Below are 11213 nucleotides of genomic sequence, written 5' to 3'. Positions count from 1 at the left end.
GTGGCATCTGGTTCGAGCGCACCATCACGACCATTCTCGTGCTTCCGATCTCGCTCGGTGTCGTCTTCCTGTCGGAAGGGATCCTCGGCTTCTACGGCCACAATGGCTGGCTCAACCAGTTGCTGCTTGCGGTCGGATTGATCCAGAACCCGCTCGAGCTGACGCATAATTCTATCGGCGTCACCTTCTCGCTGTTCATGCAGAACTTTCCGTTCTGCTTCCTGATGTTGCTCGGTTACATCTCCGGCATCGACCCGAGCCTGGAAAGCTCCGCACGCATGCTGGGCGCCGGGCCCTGGACCATCTTCCGGCGTGTCATGTTCCCGTTGATCGCACCGGGCCTGATCATCGCGTTTGCCCTCGTCTTCGTGATGAGCTTTGCGGTGTTTCCATCCGCGGTGATGGTTGGCCAGCCGGCCGGCTCGACGCGGACGATCTCGATCGCGGCCTACCAGCAGGCCTTCGAGCAATATGACATGTCCTACGCATCTGCGATCGCGGTCATCATGGGGCTCTGCCAGCTCGCGGCGCTGGTGGTCATCGTGCTGGTGCGTCGCCGTATGACGATTGCAACAACCATGGGCGTCGGCAAACGCTGAGGGGAAGCAGATGCGCGGACGGATGTGGAAATTGGCGATCTACCTGTTCCTGCTGGGGTTCATCCTGAACCTGCTCGGCATCGTGACGCATGTCGTGGTCAGCTCGTTCGCCAAACGCTGGTTCGGCAAGCCGTTGCCGCCGGCGTTCACGACGGATTGGTTTACCTACGCCTGGCGGGAGTTCGAGCTCTCCCATGTTCTCTTCATCACGCTGTTCATCGCGCTGGCCGTGGTCTTCATCGCGCTCGCGATCGGATTTCCGGCGGCCTACGTGCTGGCGCGGCGGAATTTCAACGCCAAGCCGGTCCTGCTGCTGCTCTACTTCCTGCCGCTACTGATCCCTCAGATGACCTACGGCATTCCGCTTGCCACGACGCTTTATGGGTTCGGTGTCGGAGGGACGGTCATTGGCGTCATTCTCGCCGTGCTCGTCCCCATGGTTCCTCTTGCGGTCTTCATCCTGTTGCCGTTCTTCGAGCAGATCAGCTTGAATCTTGAATGGTCGGCCCAGATGCTCGGCGCGAGCCGGCTGCAGATATTCCGCCGCATCCTGTTGCCGCTGATGCTGCCGGGCATTTTGACGGCGGGTCTGCTGGTTCTCGTGAATACGATCTCGAACTTCGAGCTGGCGTTTCTGCTCGCGGGCGGGGGATCGCAGACCCTGGTCGTCGCGCTGTATTACAACGTCTTCGCTGGCGGTGTCCGGCCGGTCTATTCGATCGATGCGATGGCTGTCATCTACATGTGCACCGTCATGGCCGTGCTGCTGGTCGCATTGCGGTTCGTGCGTCCGACGCAGATGGTGTTCAGGCTCGACGGCAGGCGCAACTGATGCGATCGCGACCCCTGAAATGATTTCGGCGCCCCACACCGTGGAGCGCCGAGGTTGTTTGGCTGATCGCTAGCCTTACGGCAGCTTCAGCGAGGTCTCCGCGTTGTACGGCTTCAGCGTCTCGTCGGCGGCCTTCTGGGCGGCGACCAGCGCCTCCTTCGGCTGCTTCTTGCCGTTGAGGACCAGCATGACCTCGTCCTCCAGCGTCTTGCGGACCGGCACGGTCTTGTAGGTCGCGAACCAGGGTTTTGCGACGTCGAGCTGCTCGACGGCGGTCTTGGCGTCCGGGTTCTTGTTGAGGAAGTCGACCATGTCAGGCGTCTTGTAGGCGGCCATGTTGGGCGCGAAATAGCCGGTGGCACGGCTCCACCAGGCGCTCTTCTCGGGCGAGGTCATCCACTTGATCAGGGTCCAGGCAGCCTTCTGCTTGTCGGCTTCGAGGCCGGCCGGAACGATCAGCGAGGCGCCGCCGATCGGCACGGCGTTGCGGACGTTGCGCGGGATGAACGCGACCTTGTAGTTGAACTTGGCGTTGTCGCGCACATAGGTCAGCGAGCCCGTCGAGAGCATCATCATCGCGGCATTGCCGGAGATGAAGGAGGTGCTGACGGCCGGTCCCGGCGTCGCGCCGGGGGCATGAACCTTGTGCTTGTAGACGAGGTCGTTCCACCAGGTCAGCGCGCCCAGCATCGAGGGCGTGTCGTAATAGACCTCGCCGCCGAACTCCTCGTTGTAGTAGCGCCCGCCGTTGGTCATGGTGAGCGTTTCCATCATCCAGCCACAATAGTCATAGGCGCAGGGGATCGCGATGCCCCATTGGGTCACCTTGTCGCCCTCGCGCTTGGTGAGCTTCTTGGCCCAGTCGGTGAGCTCGGCCCAGGTCTGCGGCGGCTTGCTCGGATCGAGGCCGGCTTCCTTGGCCTTGTCGGCGTTGATGTAGAGCAGCGGCGTCGAATTGTGGAAGGGCACGCCGTAGACCGAGCGATTGATCACCGCATTGCCCTGGAGCGCCGGGAAGAACTGGCCGAGAAACTGGTCCTTGGTGGTGCCGTCGGCGGCGATTAGGGGATCGAGATTGGTGAGCTCGTTCTCGATCTGCATGTCGAGCAGGAAGTTCGCCGACATGATCACGGCGGCCGGCGGCTTGCCGGCCTTGATCGACGCGCGCGTCTTGATCAGCGTGTCGTCATAGGAGCCGGTGTAGACGGCGGTCGCCTTGATGGCGGGATGGGTCTCGTTGAACTCCTTGATCAACGTGCCCATGTCGCGGGCGAGCTTGCCGTCGACGGGAACGGGGAAGAACAGGTCGATCTCGGTCGGGCCTTCGGCCATCGCCGGGACGGCGAGGGCGCCAGCCATGGAGCCTGCCATGGCAAGGCCAAGCATGAGCCTGCGGGTAAACAGCATCGAAAACTCTCCTATTTGATGCCTGAGGTGACGAAAGAACTGATGAAGCGCTTCTGGAAGATCAGGAAGGTGATGAGCAGCGGCGCGATCACCATGAGCGTGCCGGCGGCGATGGTGCCCCAGGCCTGCGTGCCTTCGGCGGTCGCGGTGAAGACGGACAGACCGACCGTGAGCGGCCGCTTGTCCGGCGAGTTGATCACCATCAGCGGCCACAGGAAGTCGTTCCAGTGGCTGGTAACGGAGATGATGGCGAAGGCGGAAAAGCTCGGCATCGACAGCGGCACGTAGATGTGGCGGATGCGCTGGAGAAGGCTGGCGCCGTCGATCAGGGCGGCGTCTTCCAGCTCGGTCGGAATGGCTTCGAAAGCCTGTCGCATCAGGAAGGTGCCGAAGGCCGAGGCGAAGAACGGCATCATCACGCCGGCGAGCGTGTCGTAGAGCCCGAGCTGCGCCACCAGGCTCAAATTCGGCACGATCAGCAGCACCGGTACCAGCATCAGCTGCATCAGGAACAAATAGAAGATCAGCGTCTTGCCGGCGAATTCGAGCCGCGCAAAGGCAAAGCCGGCCAGCGTGATCGTGACGAACTGCACCAGCAGGATGCCGGTGCAGATGATCGTGGTGTTGAGGGTGTAGCGCGGGAAATCGCCGATCTCCCAGGCATCCCTGACATTGTCGAGCGTGGGCTTGAGGCTCGGGATCAGCTCGGCCATCACGTTGATGCCGTCGGACGCCGGGCGCAGCGTCGCCACGCCCATCCACAGGAACGGGATCAGCCAAACGATCGCGAGCAGCACGGTCAGCAGAAAGCCGAGCTTTGGCGTGATCTCGCGGCGCGTGGCGAGCGGGGCGTCCCTAAGCAGCCAGTCGATCAGCGTCATGCTCCGCCCTCACGATTGGCCATCGTCCGGAAGGAGAGCGCGGTGAGGCCCATCAGCGCCGCAAGCGTCAGTAGCGTTGCCGCCGAGGCCTTGCCGATGTCGTAATGCTCGACCGCCTGCTGGTAGATGTAGAACAACACGAGATTGGTCGAGTTCGACGGTCCGCCTTTGGTCATGACGAAGACGTGGTCGACCTGCGTGACCGCGTTGAGCGTGGCGATGACGATGACGAACAGGAAGGTGGGCTTGAGCTCGGGGAGGATGATGTAGCGCAGCCGCATGAACGGGCCGGCGCCGTCGAGATGCGCGGCTTCCATGACATCCTCGGGCACGGCCTGCAGGCCGGCGAGGAAGAACAACATGTAGTAGCCGGCGTTCTTCCAGATGGTGATCACCATGATCGCATAGAGTGCGATGTCGGGGTCGCCGAGCCAGTTCGGCACCACCGGAAGCAGGCGGCCGATGTAGTAGTCGAGCAGGCCGACATTGGGCAGGAAGATGAACAGGAACAGCGCGGAGGCCGCGACCATCGGGATCAGCACCGGCAGGAACAGCGCGGCGCGCAGCGCGCTGCTCACCGCATTGGTGCGCGACAGCGCCAGCGCGAACAGGAGTGCAAGTCCAATGCTCGGGATCGCCGTGCCGATGGCGTAGACGAGATTGTTGACGACCGCGCCGGTGAAGGCGGGGTCGGCTAGCACCGCACTGACATTGTCGAGGCCGACGAAGCGGACCGGCGCCTTCGGCGTGGCGCGCTGGTAGAGCGCGTCGATGAGCACGCGGCCCATCGCGCCATAGGTGAACAGTGCGAGGAAGACCAGCGATGGCAGAAGCAACAGATAGGCAGGCAGCGAGGCGTTGAAGCGGCCTACAAACCGCTTCAGGACGTGCCGACGCGGTGCCGCCGATGCCGCGACCGGAAGAGCCGCGGGTTCAGCTAGGCTCATTTCACCGTGCCGCGAACTTGAGCGCATAGTCGCGGCCGTCCATTCCCGCCGGTGGCTCGAAGGGGAAGCGCAGACTGGTGTCGAGGAAGTCGTGGCTGTGCACGACCAGGTTCTCGCCGTCGATCAGCACCACGCCATAGGCCGGCGGCTCATGGCTGGCGAGATGGTCGGTCGCGGCAGCGTCAAGCTCGAACCAGACCTGGTGGTTGGTGCCGCGGAGCGTCGAGAACGGGATCTTGCCGTAGCTACCGAAGATCGGCCGGTGCACGTGGCCGAAGAAGAGGTGACGGATGCGTGCGCGATAGGGCGCGATCACCTCGGCGAATTCGGCGCTCTGCGCCAGTGCGATCTCGTCCATCGCGTGGACGCCGACCGGGAAGGGCGGATGATGCATGAAGACGACGAACGGCATATCGGCGGGCGCGGCCGCCAGCGTGCTCGCGAGCCAGCCGAGGCGCTTGGCGCACATCTCGCCGGCGTGGCTGGTTTCGTCCAGCGTGTCGAGGAAGACGAACAGGCCGTGCTCGGTGGTGCGGGTGCCCTGGACGAAGCCGTTCTGGTCGCGCGGCGCGGCCTTCAGTCCGTCGAGGCAGGCCACGCGCTTGTCGTGATTGCCCACCATGGCGATATAAGGGATTTTCAGAGCGGCCATCGCCTCGGCGAAATTGGCGTAGGATTCAGGCTCGCCCCAATGCGTGAGGTCGCCGGTCACGACTGCGAAGGCAGCATCGGACTGGTGTTTGTTGATGTCGGCAACCGCCGCGTCCAGCCGGGCGCGCGGATCGAGGCCATAGAGCTTCAGTCCGGGGTTCGCGAGATGCGTGTCGGTGATGTGGATGAATTTGAAGGGCATGGCGCGTCAGGACTGTTGGAGGATGGGCGCCTCCGGCAGGACGTCCCTGACAGGCCGTTAGAGCGCCAGTGTTTCAGTTTGATGACAGCGGTTCCTACGGCGCGTGGAAGGTGTGGACATGCTTGGGACGACCGGGCGAGCGTACTCTGCGGCCGAATGACCTCTCACGATTGAGGCGCAAGATGCGGTCTACCTTGCCGCGAAGATGCGGTCGTGGTTTGCTCATACGGCGCACCGAATTTGCATCACGAGACCTCCGAATGTTGCCGCCGCGTGGCCTCCCCAAGCTGGGTTTGCTTGCCGTCTCCCTGCTGCTTGTCGTCCTCTCCGCCGTCCCCGATGCGGCGCGCGCCGAATTCAATTTCGCCCGTTACAAGGAGACCGATCTCGACGAGTTCCTGGCACGGCGGCGACCGGCCACCGGCCTCGACGTCTACCCGATGTCGCCGCTGAAGCTCGACGTCACGCTGGCCTCCCACGGGGAGCCGTGCGCAAGTGGCGCGCTCAAGCGATCGCTGATCATGAGCGGCATGCCCAAGACCGACGCCGACGCCTTGCAGGCGACCAACTGCATCACGGTCCGCTCCGCCAAGGGGCGCGAGCTGAAGGTCTTCATCCAGGATGTGGTCTACGGCTTCTTGCCGGGTGCCGGTTGGGGACAAGCTCTCGCTCTATGCGATCCATGCCTTCACGTCCCCCGAAGGGCCGGGACTGCTGGTCAATGAATTCCTCACCCCGCGCAGCTTTCCGCGCGCCGACAAGCCGGCAGACAAGACGATGACCTCCTGTGGATGCTGGACCCAGGACGAGCATCCCGGCGTCGATTTCACCTCCGACAAGGCAGGCGGTCCGGTGGCGGCGATGGCGGACGGCGTCGTCGTCAAGATCGAGACCAGCGAGCAGGCGCCGGCCGACCTGCCCGTGATCGGCGGTTGCGGCCGCTATGTCGTGCTCAAGCACACCTATCCCAACGGCGGCGTCATCTACACGCGCTACGTCCAGCTTGGCCGCATTGTCGGGCCGAAGGGAGAGGCGCTTGCGGTGGGCGCGAGCGTCAAGGCAAAGGACACGATCGGCGAGATCGACCCGAACAAGGTGCTGCATTTCGAGATCCGCCCCGTCGCGCCCGGAACGACGACGACGAACAAGGCCTGGGCCGAGCGGTATGCCAACGTGCCCGACATGGAGTGGTCCCGCTACGATCCCGTCGATCCGCAGAAGTTCGACGCGGCGTCGTTCGGCGGGATCAGGAAGGCGACGAAGTAAGAAGGTGCGTAGGGTGGATTAGCCGAAGGCGTAATCCACCACTGTGAGCCAACTTCAAGTTGTGTTATCGGTGATATGTCCGACTACCGCCGCGCATTCATCCCCGGAGGGGGCTGGTTCTTCACCGTGAACCTGCTCGATCGGCGGAAAGCTCTTTTGACCCACCACATCGAAATCTTACGGGACGCGGTCGCCGCAACGCGCCGGAGCCATCCTTTCGAGATCGATGCTTTCGTAGTTTTACCGGATCATCTCCACGCGATCTGGAAGCTGCCACCGGACGATGCCAATTTTTCGGTCCGCTGGAGGCTGATCAAGACGCGATTTGCCAAAGCACTCCCAGCGAATGAGCGGCTGAGCGTTGTCCGTGCGGCGCGGAACGAACGCGGCATCTGGCAACGCCGGTTCTGGGAGCATCTGATCCGTGACGAGGCCGACTACGCCCGCCACGTCGAATATTGCTATTACAATCCCGTCAAGCACGGTCATGTCTCGAAGGTTTGCGATTGGCGGTACTCGTCATTTCACCGCGATGTGCGGGCTGGATTATTTCCCGAGGATTCGGGCGGTGACGCCAAGATCGCGGGCGAATTCGGTGAGCGGGCGTGACGATCGCGTTAGCTCGTAGGGTGGATTAGCGAAGCGTAATCCACCTCTGTACTCTCGTCTGGTTGAGAGAAGCGGTGGATTACGCCTTCGGCTAATCCACCCTACGCACCGAGTTTGTTGCTATGTCCCGCAGAACGTCTGCAGCACTCGCTGGTCCGGCAGCGGCGGATCGGCGTAGGCGGCATAGTCCGGCTGCTCCTCGAACGGCTTGGCCAGCACCTTCACCAGCTCTTCGAACGGCGCGTAGTCGTCGTTGTTCACCGCGGCCTGGATCACGGCCTCGACGCGGTGGTTGCGCGGGATGAAGATCGGGTTGACGGCGTGCATGGCGGCCTGCCGCTCGGCTGCGGCCTGCGGCTCCAGCGCGGTGCGCTCGCGCCAGCGTCTGGCCCAGTCGTCGAGGGCTGAGGGGTCCATGAACTGCGCGCGGACGTCGGCAGCGGCGGCCTCGTCGCCTGCGGCGTCACCGAGCTTGCGGAAGGTGAGGGTGAAGTCGGCCTGGTTCTTGGCCATGGCGTCCAGCAGGTCCTGGATCAGCGCCTCGTCGCCGTCGCGTTCCGTGAACAGGCCGACCTTCTTGCGCAGGCCTGCTTGATAGGCGGTGCTGAACGTCTCGGAGAAAGCGCCGAGAATGTCCTGGGCTTCCGCGACCGCCTTCTCCTGATCGTCGGAGAACAGCGGCAGCAGGCATTCGGCGAGCCGGGTCAGATTCCACAGCGCGATGCGCGGCTGGTTGGCATAGGCATAGCGGCCCATCTCGTCGATCGACGAAAACACCTGCGCGGGGTTGTAGGCATCCATGAAGGCGCAGGGGCCGTAATCGATGGTCTCGCCCGAGATCGAAGAGTTGTCGGTGTTCATCACGCCGTGGATGAAGCCGACCAGCAACCAGCGCGCGATGAGATCGGCCTGACGCGCGACGACGCCGGCGAGCAGGGCGTGATAGGGGCGCTCTGCATGGAGCAGATCCGGATAGTGGCGGGCGATGACGTGGTCGGCGAGCCGGCGGATCGCGCCGGTGTCGCGGCGGACGGCGAAGAACTGGAAGGTGCCGACGCGGATGTGGCTCGCGGCGACGCGCGTCAGCACAGCGCCGGGCAGCGCGGTCTCGCGGATGACGTGCTCGCCGGTGACGACCGCGGCGAGCGAGCGCGTGGTCGGGATGCCGAGCGCAAACATGGCTTCGCTGACGATGTATTCACGCAGCACCGGACCCAACGCAGCACGGCCGTCGCCGCGGCGGGAGAACGGGGTGGGACCCGAGCCCTTGAGCTGGATGTCGCGGCGGATGCCGTCTCTGTCGATGACCTCGCCGAGCAGGATCGCTCGGCCGTCGCCGAGCTGGGGCACGAATTGCCCGAACTGGTGGCCGGCATAGGCCATGGCGATTGGGTCGGCGCCAGCGGGAACCGTTTTCCCGGCCAGGATTTCGGCACCCTCAGGGGTCTCTAGCAGGTCAGGGTCGAGCCCGAGCTGGACCGCCAGCGGCCGGTTCAGCTTGATCAGCCGGGGGGCGGCCACAGGGGTCGGCGCGACCCGGGCAAAGAAGCTGTCCGGCAGTGCCGAATACGAGTTCTGGAAGGGGAAATGGACGGTCATGGAGGTAAAGATAGGCGGGGAACGCCTGATGGCAAAGGCTTGAGGCCCAATCGGCCAAAAATGGGCGCTTCGGCCCCAAAACAGCCCGTTCCCTTGGTTGCCGCCTCCGGCCTCGTCGGGTAAACCCTGCCGCAACTTCGGACCGGTCGTTTCAGGCCGTCCGATTCGACCCCTCCGACATTGATTTTGGGACGACCATGCATCGCTACCGGTCACATACATGCGGCGCGCTCCGCGAGAGCAACATCGGCGAAACAGTTCGCCTCTCGGGCTGGGTCCATCGCGTTCGCGACCATGGCGGCGTGCTGTTCATCGACCTGCGCGACCATTACGGCCTGACCCAGTGCGTGGTCGATCCGGACTCGCCGGCGTTCGCGCTGGCCGAAAAGCTCCGGTCGGAATTCGTGGTCAAGATGGACGGCAAGGTCCGCCGCCGCCCCGAGGGGACCGACAATGACGATCTGCCGACCGGCAAGATCGAGATCTATGTCAGCGAGATTGAGGTGCTCGGTCCGGCCGGCGACCTGCCGCTGCCGGTGTTCGGCGATCAGGAATACCCTGAGGACATCCGCCTGAAGTACCGCTTCCTCGATTTGCGCCGCGAGAAGCTGCACCAGAACATCATGACGCGCGTCGAAATCATCAAGTCGATGCGTCGGCGCATGGAGGGGCAGGGGTTCTTCGAGTTCAACACCCCGATCCTGACTGCGTCCTCGCCGGAAGGCGCGCGCGACTTCCTGGTGCCCTCGCGCATCCATCCCGGCAAGTTCTATGCGCTGCCGCAGGCGCCGCAGCAGTACAAGCAGCTGCTGATGATGTCGGGCTTCGACCGCTATTTCCAGATCGCGCCCTGCTTCCGCGACGAGGACCCGCGCGCCGACCGTCTGCCGGGCGAGTTCTACCAGCTCGACGTCGAGATGAGCTTTGTCACGCAGGAGGACGTGTTCGCGGCGATGGAGCCCGTGATCACCGGCGTGTTCGAGGAGTTCGCCAAGGGCAAGCCGGTGAGCAAGAACTGGCGCCGTATCCCGTTCGCCGAAGCGCTACGCAAATACGGCAGCGACAAGCCGGACCTGCGCAACCCGATCGAGATGCAGGACGTCTCCGAGCATTTCCGCGGCTCCGGCTTCAAGGTCTTTGCGCGCATGCTCGAAGACCCCAAGAACCAGGTCTGGGCGATCCCGGCGCCGGGCGGTGGCAGCCGCGCGTTCTGCGACCGCATGAACTCGTGGGCGCAGGGTGAAGGCCAACCCGGTCTCGGCTACATCATGTGGCGCGAGGGCGGCGAGGGCGCGGGTCCGCTCGCGAACAACATTGGGCCAGAGCGTACGGCTGCGATCCGCGCGCAGATCGGCGTCAAGGAAGGCGATGCCGCCTTCTTCGTCGCYGGCGACCCCGACAAGTTCTGGAAATTCTCAGGTCTTGCCCGCAACAAGGTCGGCGAGGAATTGAACCTCACCGACAAGGAGCGGTTCGAGCTCGCCTGGATCGTCGACTTCCCGATGTACGAGTACAACGAGGACGACAAGAAAGTCGACTTCTCGCACAACCCGTTCTCGATGCCGCAGGGCGGTCTCGACGCGTTGAAGGGCCAGGACCCGCTGACCATCAAGGCGTTCCAGTACGACATCACCTGCAACGGCTACGAGATCGCCTCGGGCGGCATCCGCAACCACGTGCCGGAAGCGATGGTGAAGGCGTTCGAGATCGCGGGTTACGGCGAGCAGGAAGTGGTCGACCGCTTCGGCGGCATGTACCGCGCCTTCCAATACGGCGCGCCGCCGCATGGCGGCATGGCCGCGGGCGTCGACCGCATCGTGATGCTTCTGTGCGGCACCAATAATCTGCGCGAGATCTCGCTTTTCCCGATGAACCAGCAGGCCATGGATCTGCTGATGGGAGCGCCGTCGGAGCCCAGCACCAAGCAGCTCCGCGAGCTGCATGTGCGGGTGAATCTGCCGCAGAAGTGATCTGAGCCGGTTTTCGGTCCCGTACCCCGGACGCAGCGCAGCGCGACTTCGGCGGTGCGCTGCGGAGCCGGGGCCCACGTCTCGGCGAGCAGCGGCGCTTCTGGGTCCCTGTGTCTTGGAAGCCTGTCATGATGGAGTGGGCGGGAAGCCGTTGGGTCCTTGGCGCTTGACGCCGTGATCCGGCCCGGTCTCCCGCCCGTTCCATCTATCAACCTGAACAGTTGCACGAGGCTGCGGCAACAGACCTCGC

Annotated in this window: 11 protein-coding genes; 6 read left to right on the top strand and 5 right to left on the bottom strand. The window is 63.9% G+C overall.

Translation table 11 applies throughout. From position 1 onward, the window contains the following. Window positions 1-599 (top strand): ABC transporter permease (locus AB4Z51_RS42320; protein WP_441499541.1); only part of this gene is annotated, 599 nt, incomplete at its 5' end. A 10-nt stretch (window positions 600-609) separates the two neighbouring features. Further along, window positions 610-1431: an ABC transporter permease gene (locus AB4Z51_RS42315; RefSeq protein WP_014495741.1), complete on the top strand. Its 822-nt coding sequence runs from the start codon at window positions 610-612 to the stop codon at window positions 1429-1431. A 75-nt stretch (window positions 1432-1506) separates the two neighbouring features. On the opposite strand, the gene AB4Z51_RS42310 is transcribed toward AB4Z51_RS42315, so the two are convergent. The 4 genes from AB4Z51_RS42310 to AB4Z51_RS42295 are packed head-to-tail and all read right to left on the bottom strand — an operon-like array spanning window position 1507 to window position 5519. Next, window positions 1507-2838, bottom strand: coding sequence for an ABC transporter substrate-binding protein (locus tag AB4Z51_RS42310; RefSeq protein WP_441499540.1), 1332 nt, complete (start codon window positions 2836-2838; stop codon window positions 1507-1509). Window positions 2839-2849: 11 nt separating this feature from the next. After that, window positions 2850-3719, bottom strand: coding sequence for a carbohydrate ABC transporter permease (locus AB4Z51_RS42305; RefSeq protein WP_085402888.1), 870 nt, complete (start codon window positions 3717-3719; stop codon window positions 2850-2852). Further along, window positions 3716-4666, bottom strand: a complete 951-nt coding sequence (locus AB4Z51_RS42300; RefSeq protein ID WP_439034795.1) for a carbohydrate ABC transporter permease — start codon at window positions 4664-4666, stop codon at window positions 3716-3718. Before AB4Z51_RS42300 ends, AB4Z51_RS42305 begins: the two co-directional genes overlap by 4 nt. A gap of 1 nt (window position 4667) precedes the next feature. Next, window positions 4668-5519 carry a phosphodiesterase gene (locus tag AB4Z51_RS42295; RefSeq protein ID WP_208086464.1) on the bottom strand — a complete coding sequence of 284 codons (852 nt, stop codon included), beginning with the start codon at window positions 5517-5519 and terminating at the stop codon, window positions 4668-4670. 260 nt (window positions 5520-5779) lie between these two features. Between AB4Z51_RS42295 and AB4Z51_RS42290 the strand changes: the two genes are divergently transcribed. From AB4Z51_RS42290 to AB4Z51_RS42280, 3 genes are all read left to right on the top strand, one after another. Further along, complete coding sequence (locus AB4Z51_RS42290; RefSeq protein WP_441499539.1) at window positions 5780-6244, top strand: hypothetical protein; 465 nt, start codon at window positions 5780-5782, stop codon at window positions 6242-6244. After that, on the top strand, window positions 6165-6785 hold the full coding sequence (locus AB4Z51_RS42285; protein ID WP_441499538.1) for a M23 family metallopeptidase: 621 nt from the start codon (window positions 6165-6167) through the stop codon (window positions 6783-6785). Before AB4Z51_RS42290 ends, AB4Z51_RS42285 begins: the two co-directional genes overlap by 80 nt. Window positions 6786-6860: 75 nt before the next feature. Beyond that, the gene (locus tag AB4Z51_RS42280; protein ID WP_135215315.1) at window positions 6861-7394 is read left to right on the top strand and encodes an REP-associated tyrosine transposase; all 534 of its coding nucleotides are present in this window, start codon (window positions 6861-6863) and stop codon (window positions 7392-7394) included. A gap of 120 nt (window positions 7395-7514) precedes the next feature. Here AB4Z51_RS42280 and AB4Z51_RS42275 read toward each other — a convergent pair whose 3' ends face one another. Further along, window positions 7515-8993, bottom strand: coding sequence for a protein adenylyltransferase SelO (locus tag AB4Z51_RS42275; protein ID WP_135215316.1), 1479 nt, complete (start codon window positions 8991-8993; stop codon window positions 7515-7517). 197 nt (window positions 8994-9190) lie between these two features. Between AB4Z51_RS42275 and aspS the strand changes: the two genes are divergently transcribed. Then, entirely contained in the window at window positions 9191-10963 is a 1773-nt protein-coding gene (gene aspS / locus AB4Z51_RS42270) for an aspartate--tRNA ligase (RefSeq protein WP_135215317.1), read from the top strand. Window positions 10964-11213 lie beyond the last annotated feature (250 nt).

This window comes from Bradyrhizobium sp. 2TAF36 (assembly GCF_052114925.1).
In the GTDB taxonomy this organism is placed as follows: Bacteria; Pseudomonadota; Alphaproteobacteria; order Rhizobiales; family Xanthobacteraceae; genus Bradyrhizobium; species Bradyrhizobium barranii.
The sequence above is the reverse complement of the archived record's forward strand: the minus strand, read 5'-3'. Positions and strand labels throughout refer to the sequence as shown.

Excerpts from the sequence above, each read along its gene's own strand:
- AB4Z51_RS42290 (WP_441499539.1), top strand. The coding sequence starts at position 5,780 with ATGTTGCCGCCGCGTGGCCTCCCCAAGCTGGGTTTGCTTGCCGTCTCC.
- AB4Z51_RS42275 (WP_135215316.1), bottom strand. The coding sequence starts at position 8,993 with ATGACCGTCCATTTCCCCTTCCAGAACTCGTATTCGGCACTGCCGGAC.
- AB4Z51_RS42315 (WP_014495741.1), top strand. The coding sequence starts at position 610 with ATGCGCGGACGGATGTGGAAATTGGCGATCTACCTGTTCCTGCTGGGG.
- AB4Z51_RS42310 (WP_441499540.1), bottom strand. The coding sequence starts at position 2,838 with ATGCTGTTTACCCGCAGGCTCATGCTTGGCCTTGCCATGGCAGGCTCC.
- AB4Z51_RS42280 (WP_135215315.1), top strand. The coding sequence starts at position 6,861 with ATGTCCGACTACCGCCGCGCATTCATCCCCGGAGGGGGCTGGTTCTTC.
- AB4Z51_RS42300 (WP_439034795.1), bottom strand. The coding sequence starts at position 4,666 with ATGAGCCTAGCTGAACCCGCGGCTCTTCCGGTCGCGGCATCGGCGGCA.
- AB4Z51_RS42295 (WP_208086464.1), bottom strand. The coding sequence starts at position 5,519 with ATGCCCTTCAAATTCATCCACATCACCGACACGCATCTCGCGAACCCC.
- AB4Z51_RS42305 (WP_085402888.1), bottom strand. The coding sequence starts at position 3,719 with ATGACGCTGATCGACTGGCTGCTTAGGGACGCCCCGCTCGCCACGCGC.